Raw genomic sequence first — 20,987 nt, forward strand, 5'->3', positions numbered from 1 at the left:
CGGGCGGGTGTGCCGGAGCGGCCCAGTGTGCGGTCGTAGACCTCCTGCCAGGTGCCGTCGTCGATGGCTGCCTGCAGTAGGTCGTTGAGCTTGTCGCGCAGCGGTTTGTCGTCGTGGGGGAGGCCTATGCCGTAGGCGAACGGGTGCCATGGCTCGCCGACCACGTGCAGCCGGCCCGGGTCGGTCGACGCGAAGCCCTTCAGCAGGGCGTCGTCAGTCGTGACCGCGTCCACTCTCGTGGCCAGCAGGGCGTTGACGCACTCCGCGTAGTCCGGCAGCTCGACGATATTTTCCGGCTCCACAAGCGCCTCGGTCCGGAGCACCTGCGCCGACGACGAGCCCAGGACCGAGCACACCTTGTGCCCCCGCAACGTGTCCCGCCCGGTGATCTCGGCGAAACCCGTCCGCACCAGCACGTCCTGCCCACCCGTCAGGTACGGCCCGGCAAAGCCGACCGACTCCTTGCGCTTGTCGGTGATCACATAGCTGCCGACGACCAGGTCGACAGCGCCGCTCGTGAGCCGGTCCTCCCGCTCACCCGACTCGACCGGCATGAACGTGATCTGCTCCGGGCCGAAGCCGAGGCCGGCCGCGAGCTGCGTGGCGATCTCGATGTCGAAACCACGGAACGACCCGTCCTGCATGCGCTCGCCGAGACCCGGCTGGTCGTCGCGGACGCCAATCACCACAGTGCCGCGGGCGGTCATCCGCTCGAAGGTGGGTGAGCCGGGAACGGACGGCCGCGTCTCGCCCGCGGCGCGCGCGGCGGCGGTCGCGTTGCCGGGGACCCGGTTCGGTCCGGACGTCCACCCGACCACGGCGACGGCGAGCAGCACGACGAGCCCGAGCGCCACGAACGCCGGCGCACGGCGGTTCCGAACCGGTGGCGGCTGCGGTGGCGGCGGGGTGAGCACCGCCGCCGCGCCGGCGATCGTCAGACGCTCGGCCGGGTTCTTGCGCAGCAGGCCGGCCAGGAGTGTCCACAGTGGACTCGGGACCGGCGGCGGCTCCTGCGTGAGCACGGCGGCGAGGACGGCCTGGGTGTCACCACGCTGGAACGGCGACGTCCCGGTGAGCGCGTAGTACAGCGTGACGCCGAGCGCCCACAGGTCACTGGGCGCCGCCGCCGCGTGGCCGTTCACCCGCTCGGGTGAAAGGTACTGCGGCGAGCCGATCAGCTGGTTCGTGGCGGTGATCGCCGTGCCGCCCTCGACCGACGCGATGCCGAAGTCCGTGAGCACCACCCGGTCGCCGTCGAGCAACACGTTGGCCGGCTTGACGTCGCGATGCAGGATGCCGCGCTCGTGTGCCGTGCCGAGCGCCGCGAGCAGGCGGCGGGCGAGCTCCGCGACCCGGTCCGCGGGCAGCGGCCCGTCCCGCCCGACGACGTCCGCGAGCGAGCGGCCGCCCACCAGCTCCATCACGATCCACGGCTTCCCGGCGTCGACGACGACGTCGTGCACGGTCACGATGCCGGGATGGCTCAGCCGCGCCGCCGCGCGGGCCTCGCGGAGGGTGCGCTGGTAGCCGGGGTCGGACTCGGTGAGCTGGACCTCCTTGAGCGCCACCGCGCGTTCGAGGAGCTCGTCGGTGGCCCGCCACACCACGCCCATGCCGCCCCGGCCGAGTTGCCCGAGCAGGCGGTAGCGGCCGGCGACGAGCCGGTCCTCGGGTTGCGGCATGGCCGAAAGATACCCACTTCCCGGGTGCTTTCGTCTAGAAATACCACCATGATCTGGCACCCCGAGGTCGACCGCCCGCTCGCTCCCGTCGCAGCCGTGGTGGTGGTGCTCGCCGCGCTGCTCGCCGGGGCGGGCGCGGTCGCCGTGTCCTCGGTGCTGACCGCCGACTGGCCGCGGGTGCTGCTCGCCGTCGTGCTCGTGCTGGCTGGCTGGTGGGTGACGCGGCTCGCGCACGGACCGGCGGGGGCGGCGCTCGGCCGGCCGGTGCTGCGTGGCATCGGCACGTCGTTCGGGGTGCTCGGCGCCTATCTGGGCGGGCTCGCGCTGCTGACGATGACGCTGTCCGCCACCGGGCCGCCGTCGACGATCGCGGTGATCTTGCTGATGTACGGCGTGCCGGCGCTGGCCCTGCTCGCGGTGGCGGCGACCGGGATGCGTGCGTGGACCGCCGGCGCGGGCGCGGTCCTGCCGATGGTGGCCGTGCTGCTGCTGTTCGAGGCCGGGGTGGGCGCGGGCCAGGTGTCGGCGACGATGCTCGCGGTCGCGGTGGTGCTGGCCGTCGTCGTCGTGCGCTCGCCGGTGCGCTCCGCGCCGGGTGACCTGGCCTCGGCCGCGGCGGCGATGGCGACGTCGTTCGCGTTCGGCGCGGGCGCGTCACCGTTCGGCTCGCTGGGCGCCACCCAGACGGCCGGCAGGGCGCCACAGGTCACGGGCGGCGAGCTGTCCGGAGTGGCGCTGGGTGTGGTGGCGGGGGGTGCGCTGCTGGTGGCGTCGGTGCTGGTGATCATGGCGGTGCTGCGGCACGACCTCGCCGGCGGTTTCCTCGCGGCGTCGGTGTTCGTGATGCCACCGGTGATGATGTCAGCGGTGCTGGACCCGACGGGCGCCTGGCCGACGGAGGTCGTGGTGGCGGTGACCGCGGTCCCGGCGCTGGCTGCGGTGGTGGCCCTGCTGGCGATCCGCGTGCGAGCCGTCCGCCAAGCCCTGGTCAGGATCCCAGCGGCGCTGCGCCCACCCGCACCCGAGTCGCCGGACGCCGAAGCTCCCACCCCGAGCCCCGCACCTCGAGGAGCCGCCCCCGGCACGACAACCGGGATCGACCCGGGGAGCGAGACCGCCGATCCGACCGGCACCGCGGACACCGAGGCCGGAGCCGGCGACCCCGCATCTCCCGCCGCTGGGGAAGCGGGTACCGGCGAGGCCGCCGACCCCGCCGGTGGCGGGGCAGGAGTCGGCGGCGCCGTCGATTCGGCAGTGCCGCGCGCCGCTGGCGCCTCCGATCCGGCGGCCGCCGCCGTGGATGCCGAGGCCGATCCGGCCGCCGATTCCGCCGCCGTGGCGGCCACCGTCGGGGCGCCGGACGGGGCGCTCACCGTCGCCTCCCTCGCGGTCGTCGTCGCGGGGGCCGCCGTCGCGTTCCTGGTCGCCGGGATGCCACTTTTCGGGTGGGGGGCCGGGCCGCAAGGGGTCGCCGCCCTGCTGGTGTTGGTCGGGGTTGGGGCGTTGGCCTCCTGGTTGCCCGGCACCCCGGGCGCGGCGGCGGCCGTCATCGCGTTGCTCGGGCTCGGGCTCGTGCCGCCGTGGCCCGCGTTGCTCGGGGGCGGCCCGAGCGCCGCAATGGCCGCACGGGTCGTCGCCGGGGTGCTGACCCTCGGCAGCGCCGCCTTGCTCGGCTGGTTCCTCACCCGCGCGCACCGCCGGCCCGGCGTGTTCGCCGCGGCGGCCTACGCGCTCGCCGGCGGGCTCGCCACCTGTGTCGGCTCGATGCTGTTCAACGCCGACTACCTCTACGCCGGCACCCCACCCTTCGACACCGCGCTGGCTCCGGTCGCGGTCGTCGTGCTGCCGCTGGTCCTGCTCGGGCTCGGCGCGATCGTCGCGGTCCTCCGGGGACACCTCGCCATCGGGCAGGCCGTCGGCGCCGTCGTGCTCGCCGCCGGAGCCTTCGTGCCGCTCAAGGTTCTCGTCGGGCAGCTCCTCGGCGGCACCACCGCGCAAGGCCTGCCCGCCGGCTACCTCATGCAGCTCTCGCTCAGCCCGCTCACCCCGACCGACTGGGCCAACACCAGCGCCGCCCTCCGCGAGCCCTCCACCCCACTGATCATCTCCATCCTCGTCATGGTGCTGATCGCGCTCGCCCTGGCCGGCTCCCTGGCGCCAAGGCCCTCCCCGCCGCTCGCCGCCGCGGTCGCGCTGACGCTGCTGGTCGCCGTCCAGCTCGGGCTGCTCTTCGCGCTCACCACCCGGGCCGTCGAGGACGCCCAGCTACTCGGCCAGCTCCTCGGCGCGCTCGGCGCCCTCGCCACGGTGATCGGCCTCGCGGCCGGGCGCAACGCGACCGTGGCAACCAGGTACGCGATGACCTGACCCGGCTGTCACGAACCGCCGCCTGGCCCCGTCCTCACATCACCAACGTAAGAGAACGGGGAACTCCGATGAACATCATCCTGTGGGCGGCTCAGGTCGCGCTGGCGCTGCTCTTCGCGGTGTCGGGCTCGCTGAAGTCCACCCAGTCGCTGGAGCGGATGGCCGAGACCGGCCAGACCTCGGCCAAGATCGTCCCGCTGCGGTTCATGCGCACGGCCGGCATCTCCGAGCTGTTCGCCGTCGCCGGGCTGATCCTGCCGTGGGCCACCGGGATCGCCCGGGTGCTCACCCCGGTCGCGGCGACCGGGCTGGGCGTGATCATGGTCCTGGCCGCGACCGTCCACTCACGACTGCGCGAGCCGCGCACCGTGCTGGTCAACATGGCGATCCTCGCGGTGTGCGTGTTCGTCTCGGTGGGCCGGTTCGCCGACCTCTGAGCGGGCGCGCCTACAGCGCCAGCCCTGTCTCGAGGCGCTCGAGAGCCGCGTCGATCCGCTCGAGGATGTCCAGCTCCGGGTTCTTGACCCAGTCGAACGCGGCGACCAGCAGCACGCCGAAGAGAGCACCGACCGTGTGGCGCACGGCGGGGTCGGACGGTTCGCGACCGACCCGCCGGGCGCTCAGCTCGATCATCGTCTCGAGCCCCTGGGTGACGTTGCCGAGCGAGGCCGCCCACAGCTCCGGCACCGACAGTGCCAGCACGCCACGCCCGCGCTCGGTGTCCACCTCCGCCGCGGTGAGCTTCGCGAACGCGCCGTGCAACGCGCCGCGCCAGGCCTGGATGACGCTCAGCTCGGCCGGCTGCTCCTCGAACGCCGCGAAGATCACCGGGTCGACCAGGTCGGTGGTGACCAGGTCCTCCTTGGTGGGGAAGTAGCGGAACACCGTGCTGGGCGAGACCTCGGCCGCCTCCGCGACCTGCTCGACGGTGGTGGCCGCGAAGCCCTGCGCGCGGAACAGGCGGACCGCGTGCTCCTGGATGGCGACCTTCGTCCGCGCCTTCTTCAGCTCACGAAGTCCACTCATGAGTCGATTCTGCGTGTTCCGCGGCCACGGCGGCGACCCGGGGCGCTCGCGCCGGCAGGAACGCCACGGTCAGCAGCACGCCGAGCGCGGCCACCCCGGCCGAGGCCCACAGCAGCTGGTCGAGCCCGTCGACGAACGCGGTCCGCACGCCCAGCAGCAGCTCCGGCGACCCGAGCCGGCCGGCGACCTCGACGCCCGCGTACACGCTGTCCCGCACCGCGCTCGCGGTCCCGGCCGGCAGCCCGGTGACGTCGAGCCGGCTGGCGTAACCCGAGTTCAGCACGCTGCCCAGGATCGCGGCGGCCAGTGGGGTGCCGAGCTTCTGCACCGCCTGCATGAGCGCCGAGGCGACGCCGGCCCGCTCGGCGGAGATCGCGGCCAGCGCGGCCGACGACGCGGTGGCGAGCGCCAGCCCGGCGCCGGCCCCGCCGATCGCCGTCCAGGTCGCGGCCAGCCCGTACCCGCTGGTGGCGGTCGTCGCGGTGGCGAGCACGAGCGCGGCGCCGAGGACCACGAACCCGGTGGCGACGGTGATCTTGGCGCCGATCCGGTCGGCCACCCGGTCGGCCAGGCCGGCGCCGACCATCATGCCGCCGAGCAGCGGCAGCAGCCGGATCCCGCTGCCGATCGCGTCGGTGCCCAGCACGGCCTGGAAGTACTGCGGGGTGGCGAACAGCAGCCCGAAGAACGCGAAGATGCCGAGGCCGGCGATGATCGTGCCCCAGGTGAACCGGGCCGAGCCGAACAGCGACAGGTCGACCAGCGTGCGGCCGGGGGAGCGGTGGTCCAGGGCACGCTCCCAGAGCGCGAAGACGACGAGCAGCGCCGCGCCGCCGAGCATGCCGGTCAGCGCCCCGGCCGACCCCCAGCCGTCCTGCCCGGCCTTGACGAGGCCGAACGTCAGCACGCCGAGGCCGACGCTGGACGTGACCACGCCGACCGGGTCGAGTGCGGGCGGCTGCTCGCTGCGTGACTCCGGCAGGAGGATGACCACCGCGATGATCGCGAGCACGATGATCGGCAGGTTCATCAGGAAGACCCAGCCCCACCAGTAGTTGGACAGGATCCAGCCGCCGACGATCGGGCCGAGCGGCAGCGCCACGAAGTTGGCCGCGGCCCAGATGCCGACCGCGCGCGGCCGCTCCGCCGCGGTGAACAACACGGCGATGCCGGACAGCACGAGCGGGATGACGAGCGCGGCACCGAACCCCAGCACCGCCTGCGCGGCGATGAACATGCCCGCCGTGGTCGAGGTGGCCGCGAGCACCGAGCCGCCCGCGTAGACGACGAGGGCGACGAGCAGCATCTTCTTGCGCCCGAACCGGTCGCCGAGCAGGCCGCCCGGCAGCACGCCCGCGGCGAGCACGAGCGTGTAGGCGGAGACGAACCACTGAAGGTCGGCGGCGTCGGCGTGCAGCGCGGGCGCGAGGGTCGGCAGCGCGACGCTGAGGATGGTCGCCGGAAGGGCGACGGCGAGCACCACGAGGGTGAGGGCGCCGAGCGCCCACCACCTGCGTGTCCCTGAGGCAGACATGACAGTTGACTCCATTTCGGTAGTGAACTCCGAAGTGAAAGTACGCTGTCAGTTTTCAGTTGGCCAGTGTGCTGTCGGTCGGACCCACTACTCGGCGCGGTGCCGGCGTCTCGCGCCGGCGTGGGCCGGGTCGGGCGGTGGCTGCGCCGGGTCCTCTTCCGGAGGCGGCGTGGTCGGCGCACGCGGCTCCGCCCGCTGGGCCATCTCGCGCAGCAGCTGGTCGAAGATCGGCGTCGACATCACGTTCTCGCGTGTCACGCGCCCTCCTTAGGTGAAGATTTCCCCCGGACGGACGGTAACGCCCGAACTGGTTCAGACTGCCAAACCAGCGCCGACACGATCGGGCGATCTCTTCGTGCTGGTAAGAGATACTGCGCGTAGGACTAACGCCGACACCGGAGTGAGCGGCACGGCATCGACTGGGTGAGGATGGGGCGCATGACTGCGGAGTTGGACAACCTGGTCTCGTTGAAGGTGGACATCGCCGACCGGGTCGCCGAGGTGACGCTGCTCGGCCCCGGCAAGGGCAACGCGATGGGCCCGGACTTCTGGCGGGAGCTGCCGCAGGTGTTCGGCGCGCTCGACGCCGACCCGGAGGTGCACGCGGTCGTCCTCACCGGCAGCGGCCCCAACTTCTCCTACGGCCTGGACCTGCCGGCGATGATGCCGACCTGGGCCGAACTGCTCGGCGGCAACGCCCTGGCCGCGCCGCGGACCACGTTCCTCGGCGAGATCCGCACGCTGCAGCGCGCGGTCACGGCCGTCGCGGCGTGCCGCAAGCCCGTCGTCGCGGCGGTGTCCGGCTGGTGCATCGGCGGTGGCGTCGACGTCATCGCGGCCGCGGACGTCCGGATCGCCAGCGCGGACGCCAAGTTCAGCGTCCGCGAGGTGAAGGTCGCGATCGTGGCCGACCTGGGCAGCCTGCAGCGGCTGGCCGGCATCGTCGGCGAGGGCCACCTGCGCGAGCTCGCCTACACCGGCCGGGACGTGGACGCCGCGAGAGCCGAGCGGATCGGCCTGGTCAACGACGTCTACCCGGACCAGGCCGCGGTGCTGGCCGCCGCCCGGGAGCTGGCCGCGGAGATCGCCGCGAACCCGCCACTGGTGGTCCAGGGTGTGAAGGACGTGCTCGACCAGCACCGCGAGCACCAGGTCGCGGAGGGCCTGCGCTACGTGGCGGCGTGGAACGCGGCGTTCCTGCCCAGCGAGGACCTCGGCGAGGCCGCCCAGGCGTTCCTCGAGCGCCGCGCCCCCAAGTTCCAGGGCAAGTGAGCGGAGCGACGGAGCGTTCGCCGACTGGACTGACGAGCGCGCGCAGGCGCGTCAGCGCCGAGCACGGGAGGAGGGAAGACGGCGAGTAGCGGAGAAGCGAAGCGAACCATCCAACACAGGAAGCGCAGGCGCGCCAGCGCCGAGCATCGCACGGAGGAAGACGGCGAGTAGCGGAGAAGCGAAGCGAACAATTCAGCACAGTGAGCGGAGCGAACAATGGATCCAGCCATGTCCGTCGTTTCGGGGGCCTGGGAGACCATGGGTGCCGACGTCCGGTCGGCGATGGTGGAGTGCGGGAAGGAGACGTGGGCCGGGATCTACGAGGGCGTCGCCACGAAGAACAAGAAGTGGCGGCCGCTGCGGCCGCCGGTGATGACGCCCGAGCAGTACGGCGAGATCACCGGGCTCACCGAGCGGCTGGCCGGACTGATCCTCGACGCGTGCCTGCGCCGCGCCTCGACGGCCGGTGAGCTGCGCCAGCTGCTCGGTGTCCAGGAAGGACAGATCGAGTTCCTCGACGAGGCCGAGCCGCTCACCGAGGACCTGCTCGTCGCCGTGCGGCCGGACGTGCTGATCTCCGGCGGCGTGCCCAAGTTCGTCGAGTGCAACGTGGACAGTGCGCTGGGTGGCGCGTTCGACTCCGACGGCATCGCCCGGCGGTTCCTGGCCGCCTACCGCGAGCACGGCATCACCGGCGCGGTCCGGCTGCGGGCCCCGGAGTCCGCTGTGGACACCCGGTTCGACGCCATGCGCGAGCTCCTGGCGCTGCCCGAGGGTTCGACGTCGGTGGTGCTGTTCCACATGGGCAGCGACTACCCCGACACCCAGGACGGCCACACGCTCATCAAGCTCCTCGAGCCGGTCCGCGACCGCGGCCGCGCGGCCGGGCTCGACGTCGTGGTGTACCCGCTGGAGTGGCTGACGCTGAACGAGGACGGCCGGCTCTGCGCCGGGGACGTCGTGCTCGACTCGATCCTGCGGATGTTCATCCCCCAGGAGGTGCCGCACGGGGCGGGCTACGACAACCTGGTCACCGCGCTGGGCAGGCGCACCGTGCGGATGTTCACCTCCTCGGCGACCTGGCTGCTGGGCAACAAGGCGACGTTCGCCTGGCTGTGGCAGGACGTCGACCAGCTGTCCACAGTGGACGCCGAGGTCGTGCGGCACCACCTGCCGCGCACGGAGCTGGTGGACGCGGCGGGCATGGACCGGGCGATCGCCCGCCGGCACCACCTCGTCCTCAAGCCGACCGGGACCTACGGCGGCTCCGGCGTGGTGGTCGGGCGCGAGGCCACCGCGCAGCGCTGGCGGGCCGCGCTCGAGTCGGCCGTCGAGGCGGGTGGGCACATCGTGCAGGAGTACGTGCTGGCCGACCGGCTCGCGATGCACTTCGTCGAGATGGACACCGGCGAGGTCCGGGAGGACGACGTGCCCTACTGCGTCGCGCCGTACCTGTTCGGCCACCGCCCCGCCGGGGCGTACCTGCGGTTCGCGGTGCCCGACTCGGTCGCGGGTTCAGTGGTGAACCTCGGCCAGGGCGCGTTGACCAGCGGACTACTGCTGGTGGACGGGTGACGGGCAGTTGTTCATGGTTCGCTTCGCTACTCCGCTACTCACCGTCTCCCTCCTCCCGTGCCCTGTGTCTGATGGTTCGCTCCGCTCCTCCGCTACTCGCCGTCTTCCCTCCTCGCGTGCTCGGCGCTGGCGCGCCTGCGCGCGCTCGTCAGTCCAGACGGCGAACGCTCCGTCGCTCCGCTCACGCGTCCAGCCGGCGAACGCTCCGTCGCTCTCGCTCACGGGTAGCGGCCAGGTGCGCGCCGAGCAGCCGGACCGCCTCGCAGACGGCGATCGCGTCGCTGCGGGCGTTGCCGTGCCGGCCGTCGCTGCTGTAGAGGCCCGGGTCGGTGACCGCGGGGTGCGCGGTGAGGTTCAGGTGCAGCGTGCCCAGCTCGGCGGCCACCGCGGCGGTGCGCTCGGACAGCGTCTGCATCCGCTTGCGCAGCCCCGGGCGCAGCCACTCGGCGATGGCGGGACTGTAGGAGACGTTGTAGAGGCCGACGGTGATCACCTTCGCGCCGGCGTCCCCCAGCGCGGTGATCATCGCCCGCAGCTCGGTGTCGACCTCGTCGGGCCGGTAGGTGGCGGGGAACGCGTCGTTGCCGCCGCAGACCACGAGCGCGAGGTCGGGCCGGAAGTCCAGGGCCGGCCGGAGCTGCTGCGCGCGGATCTCCCGCGCGCGCAGCCCGCGGTGGCCGAGGTTGAGGTACTCCAGCCGCGGGCCCGCGGCGGAGAGCTCCGCGGCGATCCGGTCGGCGAGCTGCAGCTCGCTGTAGCCGGGCACGGGCTCGGCGAGTCCTTCCGCGACGCTGTCGCCGAGCACCACGAACCGGCGCCACGGGTGTCCGGCGAGGAGTCTCTCGCTCTCGCCCTCGCGCAGGCAGTGCGGGTCTCGCGACTCAGCGAAGGTGGACATGGTGAAACACGATAACCCAGGTCCGACCCCGTCGAAGGTCGGGAATACGGTGCCCCTCATGGACTTGCGGGAACTCGACCGCCGCGCGCTGGCGGTCACCACGGGGATCGTCGGGCAGGTGCGGCCCGGCCAGCTCGACGCGCCGACGCCGTGCGCGGGCTGGACGTTGCGGGACCTGCTGCGCCACATGGTGGGCAACAACAACGGGTTCGCCGCGGCGGCCCTCGGCGACACCCCGGTGGCCGACATCTGGGACGGCGTGGACGTTGTCGACCCGGTCGGCGAGTTCGCCGCGTCGGCCACCCGGGTCGCCGACAGCTTCCGGTCCGTCGAGCCGCTGGCGGGCACGTTCGCGGTGCTCGGCTACGGCGACGTGCCGGCGGAGCAGGCCGTGGGCATGCACTTCATCGACTACCTGGCCCACGGCTGGGACGTCGCCGTCTCCATCGGCGTCGACGCCGGGCTCGAGGAGGAGTCCTGCCTGGCCGTGCTGCGGATCGGCGCGGGCTGGCCGCGGGACTCGCCCGCGATCTGGGGGCCGGAGGCCGCGTTCGGCTACCGGGTCGACGTGCCCGCGGACGCCCCGGCCGCGGACCGGATGCTCGGCTTCCTCGGCCGGTCGCCGTCCTGGAGACGGCGTCACTGAGCCTCGCCGACGATCGCCGCCGGCTTCGGTGCCGCGGCGGGTCGGCGCGACCGCGACCACAGCCACGGCGCCGCGGTCGCGACCAGGCACAGCGTCCCGGCGACGAGGATGGCGGTGTTGAGGCCGAAACCGGCGACCGCCAGGCCGCCCAGCACGCCGCCGATCGGGATGCCGGTGAACGTGATGGCCGTGCAGACGCCGAACGCCCGGGTCTGCAGCTCGGGCGGCACCCGCTCGTAGAGCATCGCGCCGATCACCGGGTTGACCGCGGACATCGCGAGCCCGGAGAGGAACGCGACCGTGCACACCAGCGCCAGCTCGTGGGTGAGCCCGAGGATCAGCAGCCGGGGCGCGCCGGCGAGCAGCGCGCCGAGCATGAACGTCTGGTACATCGGCAGCTTCGGTGCGATCGCGGTGAACACGATGCTGCCGAGCACCGCGCCCGCGGCGAACGTGCCCAGCAGCAGGCCCAGCGCCTCCGGCGTGTGCACGACCTCCTCCACCCAGACCGGGATGAACACCGCGATGCTCGCCTGGTTGAACATGTTGAGCGCGAACAGCATCACGATCATGCTGGGCAGCAGCGAGTCGTTCCACAGGATCCGGAACCCGCCGCGCAGCGCGACCACATAGGACTCCCGGGTCTCCGGTGCCTGCTTGGGGATCGCCTCCGCCGGCAGCCGCACCAGGGTGGCGACCACCAAGGCGCACAACGCGAACGACGCCGCGTCCACCCAGATCGCGCCCAGCGGGCCGAACCAGGCGATGAACAGGCCGCCGACCGCGCTGCCGACCAGCATCGCCGTGCGCGAGAAGCCCTCGTAGGCCGCGGTCACCCGGATGACCTTGATCCCGGCCTCCTCGGCCAGCGGCCGCAGCATCACGTGCTTGACCCGGTCGCCGAGCCCGCGCATCGCCCCGGCGACCGCGACGAGCAGGAGCAGCGCGCCGAACCCGAGCGTGGGCACGGCGGCGATGCCGGCCATGGCCAGCGCGCTGCCGGCGTCGGTCACGATCGTGGTGCGGCGGATGCCGAACCGGTCGGCGAGCGGTGCGGCCAGCACGCCGGAGACGACGTAGGGCAGCATCTCCGCACCCGCGACCAGACCCATCTTGGCCGGGCTGCCGGTGGTGACCAGCACCAGCCAGGGGATCGCGAGCATCGAGACCCGGGTGCCGAGCACCGAGACGACGTCGGCGACGAACAGCGCGACGAACCGCCCGCGCGGGCCCACCCTTAACCGCCGATCTCGACGGCGGGGTGTGCGGCGGCGTACCGCACGCGCAGCGCCTTCTTGTCCACCTTGTTCGCCCGGGTCAGCGGCAGCGCGTCGAGGAAGTCGACGCCGCGCGGCTGCCACATGTCGTTGAGCTCCGCGCCCACCATGGCCGACAGCTCCTCGCCGGTGACCGTGGCGTCCCGCACCGGCACGACGTAGGCGTGCACGACCTCGCCGACCACCGGGTCGGGTACGCCGATCACCGCGGCCGCGCGCACCTGCGGGTGCGCGGCGAGGACGTCCTCGATCGGCCGGCAGTAGATGTTCCACGACCGCCGGTGGGTGATGATCATGTCGGTCGTACGGTCCACTATGTACAGGAAGCCGTGCTCGTCGAGGTGCCCGACGTCGCGCGTGCGCACCCAGCCGTCCACCAGCGTCTCGGCGGTGAGCTCGGGCTGGCCCCAGTAGCCGGCGAAGTTGAGCCTGCTGGAGATCCAGATCTCGCCGTTCTCGCCGGTGCCGACGGGCTTGCCGTCCTCGTCGCGGATCTCCAGGCGCACGTCGCCGTAGGGGGTGCCGGCCGAGCGCAGCCGCTCCGGGTGCTCGGGGTCCTCGGTGAGGCCGGGGAGCGCGGTGGTCACCACCGACTCGGACAGCCCGTAGACGATGCGCAGCACCGGGCCCCATCGCGCGACCGCCTGGCGCAGCCGGCTGGGGGCGGCCGGGCCGGCGCCGATGTTGAACATGAACATGCTGCTCAGGTCGGTGGTCGCGGCGGCGGGGTGGTCGAGCACCTCGTAGAGCATCGGCGGGGACATGAACGTCGAGTTGATCCGCTCGCGCTCGACGGTGGCCAGGAACCTGCCGGCCGTCCAGGCGTCCTCGAGGAACAGCACGCCGCCGGTGAACAGGTTGACGAACGCGGTGATCTGCCCGCTGACCAACCACATCGGCGAGCTGGACAGGTGCCGCAGCAGGGGTGCGCCGGCGGCGGTGAACTGCTGCTCGGCGATCGCGAGCACCTGCTGGAAGAACGTGTGGGGGAGGTGGACGAGCTTGGGCGTGCCGGTGGTGCCGCTGGTCTGGAACACCGCCTCGGGCTCGTGGCCCTCGTTGTCGAGGTCGACGCCGGCGGGCACCGGCGCGGTCAGCAGGTCGGGGCCCACCCCGCCGGACCCGAGGCAGAACACGGGCACCGCGCCCAGCTCGGCGCTGAGCTCCGCGCCGAGCTCGCCCTGGGTGCGGGCGTCGTAGACGAAGGCGTCCGCGCCGGAGAGCCGGACGTACTCGCGGATCTCGCGGCGCGCGGTGACCGGCGCGACCCAGAACGAGCGGCAGCCGAGCAGGTGGACGGCGAGCTGGAGAATGGGCCCTTCGAGCGGGTTGGCGACCATTATCAGAACGTTCGCGCCCGGCCTGACTCCGAACGCACGCAGCGTGGCAGCCATTTGGACCACCAGGCTGTGCAGTTCGTTATACGAAAGACGCCGTTCCGTACCGACGAGTCCCTCTCGGTCAGCGAAATTATCGAACAGCTCCAGTGCCCGCGTCACATACGTCTGCGCCCGGCCGGCCGCAATATCCATGCCCACTCCGCTAGTCCATTCGCCAAATAACGCATTGTGCCTGGTCCGCCGATTCCGTCGAGCAGACTACCTCCCGTCCTGGGTCGGGGCCAGGGGCGATTTGCCCAGTATGGTTCGGGAAAGCAGACCTCAGCGGGGGTGCCGCCGAACGGGTCGCGAAGGTAGCTGCAAGCGATCGAGAAATCGCGCTGGGTTCCCATGTGGTACGGATGGGCATAAATGGTTGGTCTGGTCATACGAACAATCGACGTCTATTCGCAAGCATGATTGACGTCGAATCGGCGGAGAGCTAGGTTCCGAGCCCACCAACTCGTGGCCGGGGCCGCACTCGTGCTCTGTCGTTTCCTGGAGGTTCCACCGAATGAACTACCCGAAGAAATGGCGGTCGCTGATCGCCACGGGGCTGCTGGCCGCGGTCGCCTCGACCGTAGTGGTCGCGAGCTCCGGTGCGACGGCCGAGCAAGGGAGCGGCGGGCGCGACTCGTCCCCGGAGTGGGTCGGCACCTGGGCCGCGGCCGTCACCCGGGGCAACAACTCCGGCTCGACCTTCAACGGCCTGAGCAACCAGAGCGTGCGGATGATCGTGCACGGCTCGGTCGGTGGCTCGAAGGTCCGGATCCGGCTCACCAACCTCCACGGCGAGAAGGCGTTCACGGTGGGACACGCCACCGTCGCCATGCCCGACACCACGACCCCGGCCCTGTCGGACATCGACGCCTCGACCCTGCAGGAGCTGACCTTCGGCGGCTCGTCCTCGTTCGTGCTGCCGAAGGGCGCCGAGCTGCTCAGCGACCCCGTCGACCTGCGCGTCGCCAACGACCAGGACCTGGTCGTCAGCGTCTACTTCCCGACCCCGACCGGGCTGACCACGTTCCACTCGACGACCCGGCAGAACAACTACGTCGGCGTGGGCGACCTCGCGAGCGTGCCCGGTGGTGAGGGCTACACGACCGTGCGGACGTGCTGCTGGTTCTTCCTGTCCGGTGTGGACGTGCTGCGCAAGGACGCGGCCGGCTCGGTGATCGTCTTCGCCGACTCGCTCGCCGACGGGCACGGCACGACGTTCAACGCCAACATGCGCTGGCCCGACCAGCTCTCCGACCGGCTGCAGCGCCGCGTCCGCCCGGACGACGTGCCCGGCGTGCTGAACATCAGCCGTGGTGGGGCGCGGCTGACCCACGAAGGTATCGAGCCAGGTGACGGCGGCTTCACGGGGTTCCCGGAGCTCGGCGAGAACGCGTTCGCCCGGCTGAACGAGGACGTGTTCTCGGAGACCTCCGCGCACGCGGTGATCATGGACCTCGGCATCAACGACATCTGGATGAACAACGACTCGCCGGACACGATCATCGCCGCGATCCGCCAGCTCAACCAGCAGATCAAGCAGCGCGGGTACACCGTGCTGGTCGGCACGCTCGGCCCGTTCGAGGGCCTCAACGGCGGCTCGGCGCTGGTGTGGACCCCCGAGAAGGAGGCCACCCGCCAGGCGGTCAACTCCTACCTGCGTGAGCACCGCGACGAGTTCGACGCGGTCGTCGACTTCGACAAGGCCGTTCGCGACCCCGCCGCGCCGAGCAAGCTGCGGCCGGAGTTCGACGGCGGCGACCACATCCACCCGAACGACCTGGGCTCCAAGGCGATGGCCGACGCCATCCCGCTGGACCTGATCGTTCGCTAGCAAGACACGTGGTCCCGGCGGTCGCCCTCGCGGCCGCCGGGGCCGCGTGCCGGTGACCTGGTGTCACGTCGGGGATGGAAAGGACGAGAACAACAGTGGACGCAGACGCGATCGTCGCCGAGCTGTACACCGAAGCCGCGCGACAGGATCCGAACCCGTGGTACGCGATGTTGCACGAGCTGGGACCCGCGTCCGCGCTGGACCAGGCGACGAGCGTGTACGCCGCCGTCGCGAACGGCTTCGACGCCGTCGACGAGGTGCTGCGCGACCCGCGCTTCATCAAGACCCTCGGCCCGGCGGACAAGCTGGACCATCCGGTGCTGGCCACGCTGTCCCGGTCGATGATGTTCAGCCTCGAGCCCGACCACGGCCGGATGCGCAGGCTGTTCAACAAGATCTTCACCGCGCGCCGGGTGGCCGCGCTGGAGGCGGACCTGCTGGGCGCGATCGACGGCCTGCTCGACCGGATGGCCGAGCTGGGCGCCGGCGGGGCCGAGGTCGACTTCGTCGCCGAGTTCGGCTACCTGTTCCCGACCAAGGTGATCGGCTTCCTGCTCGACCTGCCGGAGTCCGACCTCGCGTGGTTCCGCGAGCGCGCGCAGCACATCGACCGGTACCTCGACCTGGGTGGCAAGAGCCCGGAGAAGCTGCGGTCCGCCGACGACGCGGTGCTGGAGCTGACCGACTACTACCTGCGCCTCATCGCCCAGCGGCGGGCCGCGCCCGGCACCGACCTCGTGAGCGGGCTGGTCCAGCTGATCGACTCCGGGGACGACCGGATCAGCGACATCGAGCTCGTCGCCAACCTCGTCGTGCTGCTCAACGCGAGCTTCGTGACCACCATGAACCTGCTCGGCAACGGGTTGCTGCCGCTGCTCGCGCGGCCCGCGCTGGTGGACCGGGTGCGCGCCGACGCCGACTTCGCGTCGCGCTGCGTCGAGGAGATCCTGCGCCACGACAGCCCGGTGCAGCTGCTGAGCCGGGTGGCCGCGGACGACACCGAGCTGGCCGGGGTGCCGGTGCCCAAGGACGGCGTGATCATGGTGCTGATCGGCGCGGCCAACCGGGACCCGCGCAAGCACGCCGACCCGGACTCCTTCGACCCGGCCCGCCCGGACGTCGGCCACCTCAGCTTCGGCGGCGGCGGCTACTTCTGCCTCGGCGCCGCACTGTCCCGGCTGGAGGGTCGGCTGGCGTTCCCCCGGCTGTTCCAGCGGTTCCCGGACCTGGCGATCGCGCGGGAGCCGGTGCGCAGCGACGGGTTGCTGCTGCGGGGCTACGGCGTCATCCCGGTGACCACCGGAGGTCGCGGTGCCGCTTGACCCACAGGTGCGGGCGATGCGGGCGCAGCGGATCGCGGCGGACGCCCGGCCGCTGTACGAGCTGTCGCTCGCCGAGGCGCGCGCGGCCGACCTGGCCGACATCCAGGCCGGCGGCGGCGACGTCGAGCCGGTGTCCCATGTGGAGGATCGGACCTTCCCCGGGCCGGCCGGGGAGCTGCCGGTCCGGATCTACCGGCCGGACCACGACGGTCCACTCGCGACACTCGTGTACTTCTTCGGCGGCGGCTGGACGCTGGGCGGCATCGACACCTCCGACGGCGTGTGCCGGGCGCTGGCCAACGCGGCCGGCTGCCAGGTCGTGACCCCGGGCTACCGGCTCGCGCCCGAGCACAAGTTCCCCGCGGCGGTGCACGACTGCTTCGCCGCGGTCTCGTGGGTCGCGGAGAACGCCGGGCCGCTCGGGGTCGCGCGCATCGCGGTCGGCGGCGACAGCGCGGGCGGGAACCTGGCCGCGGCGACGACGTTGCTGGCGCGGGAGAAGGGTGTGGCGCTGGCCGCGCAGCTGCTCGTCTACCCCAACACCTGCTACCACGCGGACACGGAGTCGTTGCGGGACAACGACGACCGCTGGATGTTCAACCGGAGCTCGGTGGACTGGTACTGGCGCAACTACCTGTCCACCCCGGACGACGGCCGCGACCCGCTGGTGTCCCCGCTGCTCGCCGAGGACCTCGGCGGGCTGCCGCCGGCGCTGGTGATCACCGCCGAGTACGACCCGCTGCGCGACGAGGGCGAGCGCTACGCCGAGCGGCTGCGGGAGGCCGGCGTGCCGGTCGAGCTCACCCGCTACGCCGGGCTGGCGCACGGGTTCTTCACGATGTCCGGCGTGCTCGACGGGGCCAGGGCCGCCGTCCGGCAGGCGGCGGAGTACCTGCGGAAGACCGTGTCCGATGACCGGTGACGCGCCGCTCTCGGTCGCCGACGTGACGCGGCTGGCCGAGGACCGGCTGCCGAAGGAGCTGTGGGACTACGTGTCCGGCGGCAGCGGCGCGGAGACGACGCTCGCGGCGAACCGGGCCGCGCTCGACACGGTCGCCGTGCTCCCGCGGGTGCTGGGTGGGTTCGCCGACGCCTCGCCGGCCACGCGGCTGCTCGGCACGGACGCGTCACTGCCGCTCGCCGTGGCGCCGATGGCCTACCAGCGGCTGCTGCACCCGGACGGCGAGCTGGCCGTCGCGGAGGCGGCGGAGATCGCCGGGGTTCCGTACGTGGTGAGCACGTTGAGCAGCGTGCGGCTCGAGGAGATCGCGAAGGTCGGCGCGGCCACCTGGTTCCAGCTGTACTGGCTGCGCTCGCGGCCGCTCGTCGAGGACCTGGTCGCGCGGGCCGAGGAGGCCGGCTGCCGGGCGCTGATGGTCACCGTCGACGTGCCGATCATGGGCCGGCGCCTGCGCGACCTCCGCAACTCCTTCGTCCTGCCCGACGAGGTGGTCGCCGCCAACCTCGAGGAGGGGTCCGCCGGCCGGGCGCACGAGCTGGTGGACGGCGGGTCGGCGATCGCCGCGCACACCGCCGAGGCGTTCGCGCCCAACCTCGGCTGGGCGGACCTCGAGTGGCTGCGGACCCGGACCCGGCTTCCGCTGGTGGTCAAGGGAGTCCTCGACCCGAGGGACGCCGCCCGCGCGGTCGAGTCCGGGGTGGACGCGGTGGTCGTGTCCAACCACGGCGGGCGCCAGCTGGACGGCGCGGCACCCAGCATCGACGCGCTGCCCGCGGTGGTCGACGCGGTCGGCGGGCGCTGCGAGGTGCTGCTGGACAGCGGGATCCGCAGCGGCACCGACATCCTGCGCGCGCTGGCGCTCGGGGCACGCGGCGTGCTGGTCGGCCGGCCGGTGTTGTACGGCCTCGCGGCCGGCGGCGTCCGCGGGGTCGGCCAGGTGCTGTCCCTGCTGGCCACCGAGCTGCGCGACGCCATGACGCTGGCCGGTTGCGCCGACGTCGCCGCGGCGCGGACCGTGTCCACCGTTCGAACTGTGAGGGCTCGATGAGCGTCGCCGACCTGCCACCCGCCGAGGACCTACCCGTCGCCGCGCTGGCACCGGCGCCCGTCGCCGGCGTGGTGCCGGTCGAGGAGCCGGCGGCGGTACCCGAGGTGCGGACCGACCTGAGCACCGCGGACCTGCACCCGTCGCTCGAGGACCCGGCGCTGAACTCGATGAACTTCCTCAACGAGGTCGCGAACCACTACCCGGACGCGGTGTCGCTGGCGGCCGGGCGGCCGTTCGAGGAGTTCTGGGAGATCGACGCGCTGCCGCGGTACCTGGAGACGTTCAGCCGCCACCTCCGCGACGACCTCGGCCACACCGCCGAGCAGGTGCGCCGGACGCTGTTCCAGTACGGGCGCACGAAGGGGATCGTGCACCGGCTGGTGGCGACCAACCTCGAGCTGGACGAGGGGATCGCCGTCGACCCGGAGTCCATCGTCGTCACCGTGGGCTGCCAGGAGGCGATGGTCCTGGTGCTGCGGGCGTTGCGGTCCGGGCCCAAGGACATCCTGCTGGCCGTGTCGCCGACCTACGTCGGGCTCACCGGCGCGGCGCGGCTGGTGGACCTGCCGGTGCTCCCGGTGTCCGGCGGCCCGGCGGGGATCGACCTCGACGACCTGCTCGCCAAGGTCCAGGGCGCGCGGGCGGCCGGCCTGCGGCCGCGGGCGTGCTACGTGATGCCGGACTTCGCCAACCCGTCCGGCGTGAGCATGAACACCGCGACGCGCCGCGCGCTGCTGTCCCTCGCGCGCGAGGAGGACTTCCTGCTGCTCGAGGACAACCCGTATGGCCTGTTCCACGGCGACGGCGAGCGGGTGCCGACGCTGAAGGCGATGGACGAGCAGCGCCGGGTGGTCTACCTGGGCTCGTTCGCGAAGACGGTGCTGCCGGGCGCGCGGGTCGGGTACGTGGTGGCCGACCAGACGGTCACCGGTGCCGACGGCTCGGTCGGGTTGTTCGCCGACGAGCTGTCGAAGATCAAGAGCATGCTGACGGTGAACACCCCCGCGCTGGCCCAGGCGATCGTCGGCGGGAAGCTGCTGGAGCACGGGTGCAGCCTGGCGAAGGCCAACGTGCGGGAGCGGGAGGTCTACGCCCGGAACCGCGCCCGGGTGGTCGAGGGCCTGGCCGCCCGCTTCGGCCCGGAGTCCCCGGTCCGCTGGAACGTCCCGGCGGGCGGCTTCTTCGTGGTGGTGACCGTGCCGTTCGTGGTCGACGACGCCCTGCTGGAGCGCTCGGCCCGCGACTACGGCGTGCTGTGGACGCCGATGCACCACTTCTACGACACCGGGATCGACGGCCGGGAGGGTGTCCGGGCCCTGCGCCTGGCCTGCAGCGTGGTGACCCCGGCCCAGCTCGAGGTCGGCCTGGACCGGCTGACCCGCCTGATCACCGACGAGCTGGCCGCGGCCCGCTGACCCCCGCGACGACCATGGCCCACTCGTGGGTCAGCGTCCCGCCGGGTCGCGGGCGCAGGCCGGTGGGCGGGCCGCCGGCCAGCTCCTCGGCGAAGCGGGTGTGGATCTCGGCGCGGGCGGTGGCGGGGGTCGCGGTGCGGGTCAGCCAGTCCTCGACGTCCACCGGGTTGTCGTGGCGAGAGGTCGACAGCACCTCGGCGCCCGCGGCGGCGAGAAGCTCGTGGATCTCGGCGACGGTCAGCGTCCGGCCGTGGCTCGGGTCGCGCAGCCGCTCCAGCCGGTTGGCCTCCGCCGCGACCGCGGGATCGCCGGCCGCGGCGAGGTCGACGATCGCGACCCGGCCGGCCGGCCGGGTCACCCGGACCATCTCCCGGACGACGGCGGCGGGGTCGGCGACCTGGTGCAGCGTCAGCCGGCACACGGTGAGGTCGAACCGCCCGTCGCCGTAGGGCAGCGAGCAGGCGTCGCCGCGCACGAACGCGACGTTGCCCAGCCCTGCCGCGAGCCGCCGGCCCTGGTCGAGCATCTCCGGGGTGAGGTCGAGCGCGTCGACGTGCGCCACGTGCGGTGCGAGCGCCCGGCCGAGGTGCGCGGCCCCGGCGGCGACGTCGAGGACCCGGTCCCCGGGCGACGGCGCCAGCTCCGCGACGATCCAGCCCAACCCGGCGGCGGCGAACCCGGAGTCGGTGAACGTCGCCGCCTGCAGCCGGAACTGCGCCAGCACCGCGTCGTTGTGCCCCTGCCTGTCGGTCAT

18 protein-coding genes are annotated in these 20,987 nt (G+C 72.7%); 10 read left to right on the plus strand and 8 right to left on the minus strand.

Features of this window, described 5'->3' with window-relative positions:
• Positions 1-1,682, minus strand: a 1,682-nt coding sequence (locus tag VGD70_RS05975) for a bifunctional serine/threonine-protein kinase/glutamate ABC transporter substrate-binding protein (RefSeq protein ID WP_331078933.1), incomplete at its 3' end; no start/stop codon positions are given.
• A gap of 48 nt (positions 1,683-1,730) precedes the next feature.
• Between VGD70_RS05975 and VGD70_RS05980 the strand changes: the two genes are divergently transcribed.
• Together VGD70_RS05980 and VGD70_RS05985 are read left to right on the plus strand one after the other, a co-directional pair.
• A complete protein-coding gene (locus VGD70_RS05980) occupies positions 1,731-4,049 on the plus strand; it encodes a hypothetical protein (RefSeq protein WP_331078935.1) in 2,319 nt (772 codons plus the stop codon).
• Between the two features lie 68 nt (positions 4,050-4,117).
• Positions 4,118-4,486 carry a DoxX family protein gene (locus tag VGD70_RS05985; RefSeq protein WP_331078937.1) on the plus strand — a complete coding sequence of 123 codons (369 nt, stop codon included), beginning with the start codon at positions 4,118-4,120 and terminating at the stop codon, positions 4,484-4,486.
• Between the two features lie 10 nt (positions 4,487-4,496).
• Here the strand turns inward: VGD70_RS05985 and VGD70_RS05990 are convergent, their stop codons facing one another.
• From VGD70_RS05990 to VGD70_RS06000, 3 genes are all read right to left on the minus strand, one after another.
• Positions 4,497-5,075 (minus strand): TetR family transcriptional regulator, encoded by a 579-nt coding sequence (locus VGD70_RS05990; protein WP_331078939.1) that lies wholly within the window; start codon positions 5,073-5,075, stop codon positions 4,497-4,499.
• Positions 5,059-6,609, minus strand: a complete 1,551-nt coding sequence (locus tag VGD70_RS05995; RefSeq protein ID WP_331078941.1) for an MFS transporter — start codon at positions 6,607-6,609, stop codon at positions 5,059-5,061. Before VGD70_RS05995 ends, VGD70_RS05990 begins: the two co-directional genes overlap by 17 nt.
• A gap of 87 nt (positions 6,610-6,696) precedes the next feature.
• Positions 6,697-6,867 (minus strand): hypothetical protein, encoded by a 171-nt coding sequence (locus VGD70_RS06000; protein WP_331078943.1) that lies wholly within the window; start codon positions 6,865-6,867, stop codon positions 6,697-6,699.
• 180 nt (positions 6,868-7,047) lie between these two features.
• Between VGD70_RS06000 and VGD70_RS06005 the strand changes: the two genes are divergently transcribed.
• Together VGD70_RS06005 and VGD70_RS06010 are read left to right on the plus strand one after the other, a co-directional pair.
• Positions 7,048-7,881: a crotonase/enoyl-CoA hydratase family protein gene (locus VGD70_RS06005; RefSeq protein WP_331078945.1), complete on the plus strand. Its 834-nt coding sequence runs from the start codon at positions 7,048-7,050 to the stop codon at positions 7,879-7,881.
• A 228-nt stretch (positions 7,882-8,109) separates the two neighbouring features.
• On the plus strand, positions 8,110-9,456 hold the full coding sequence (locus VGD70_RS06010; protein ID WP_331078947.1) for a hypothetical protein: 1,347 nt from the start codon (positions 8,110-8,112) through the stop codon (positions 9,454-9,456).
• A gap of 181 nt (positions 9,457-9,637) precedes the next feature.
• Here VGD70_RS06010 and VGD70_RS06015 read toward each other — a convergent pair whose 3' ends face one another.
• A complete protein-coding gene (locus VGD70_RS06015) occupies positions 9,638-10,354 on the minus strand; it encodes an SGNH/GDSL hydrolase family protein (protein WP_331078949.1) in 717 nt (238 codons plus the stop codon).
• A 58-nt stretch (positions 10,355-10,412) separates the two neighbouring features.
• Here VGD70_RS06015 and VGD70_RS06020 point away from each other — a divergent pair, with 58 nt between their 5' ends.
• Entirely contained in the window at positions 10,413-11,000 is a 588-nt protein-coding gene (locus VGD70_RS06020; protein ID WP_331078951.1) for a TIGR03086 family metal-binding protein, read from the plus strand.
• Here the strand turns inward: VGD70_RS06020 and VGD70_RS06025 are convergent.
• Together VGD70_RS06025 and VGD70_RS06030 are read right to left on the minus strand one after the other, a co-directional pair.
• The gene (locus tag VGD70_RS06025; protein WP_331078953.1) at positions 10,994-12,235 is read right to left on the minus strand and encodes an MFS transporter; all 1,242 of its coding nucleotides are present in this window, start codon (positions 12,233-12,235) and stop codon (positions 10,994-10,996) included. The two genes, VGD70_RS06020 and VGD70_RS06025, sit on opposite strands and share 7 nt — an antisense overlap.
• A 2-nt stretch (positions 12,236-12,237) precedes the next feature.
• The gene (locus VGD70_RS06030) at positions 12,238-13,809 is read right to left on the minus strand and encodes an AMP-binding protein (protein WP_331078955.1); all 1,572 of its coding nucleotides are present in this window, start codon (positions 13,807-13,809) and stop codon (positions 12,238-12,240) included.
• Between the two features lie 361 nt (positions 13,810-14,170).
• Here VGD70_RS06030 and VGD70_RS06035 point away from each other — a divergent pair, with 361 nt between their 5' ends.
• From VGD70_RS06035 to VGD70_RS06055, 5 genes are all read left to right on the plus strand, one after another.
• The gene (locus VGD70_RS06035; RefSeq protein WP_331078957.1) at positions 14,171-15,487 is read left to right on the plus strand and encodes a GDSL-type esterase/lipase family protein; all 1,317 of its coding nucleotides are present in this window, start codon (positions 14,171-14,173) and stop codon (positions 15,485-15,487) included.
• Positions 15,488-15,582: 95 nt separating this feature from the next.
• On the plus strand, positions 15,583-16,809 hold the full coding sequence (locus tag VGD70_RS06040; RefSeq protein WP_331078959.1) for a cytochrome P450: 1,227 nt from the start codon (positions 15,583-15,585) through the stop codon (positions 16,807-16,809).
• Positions 16,799-17,731 carry an alpha/beta hydrolase gene (locus VGD70_RS06045; protein ID WP_331078961.1) on the plus strand — a complete coding sequence of 311 codons (933 nt, stop codon included), beginning with the start codon at positions 16,799-16,801 and terminating at the stop codon, positions 17,729-17,731. Before VGD70_RS06040 ends, VGD70_RS06045 begins: the two co-directional genes overlap by 11 nt.
• Positions 17,721-18,818, plus strand: a complete 1,098-nt coding sequence (locus VGD70_RS06050) for an alpha-hydroxy acid oxidase (protein WP_331078963.1) — start codon at positions 17,721-17,723, stop codon at positions 18,816-18,818. The genes VGD70_RS06045 and VGD70_RS06050 overlap by 11 nt, the downstream gene beginning before the upstream one ends.
• Entirely contained in the window at positions 18,815-20,233 is a 1,419-nt protein-coding gene (locus VGD70_RS06055) for a PLP-dependent aminotransferase family protein (protein WP_331078965.1), read from the plus strand. Before VGD70_RS06050 ends, VGD70_RS06055 begins: the two co-directional genes overlap by 4 nt.
• On the opposite strand, the gene VGD70_RS06060 is transcribed toward VGD70_RS06055, so the two are convergent.
• Positions 20,205-20,987 carry a class I SAM-dependent methyltransferase gene (locus tag VGD70_RS06060; RefSeq protein WP_331078967.1) on the minus strand — a complete coding sequence of 261 codons (783 nt, stop codon included), beginning with the start codon at positions 20,985-20,987 and terminating at the stop codon, positions 20,205-20,207. The two genes, VGD70_RS06055 and VGD70_RS06060, sit on opposite strands and share 29 nt — an antisense overlap.

It is taken from the genome of Actinophytocola sp., assembly GCF_036402745.1.
In the GTDB taxonomy this organism is placed as follows: domain Bacteria; phylum Actinomycetota; class Actinomycetes; order Mycobacteriales; family Pseudonocardiaceae; genus Actinophytocola.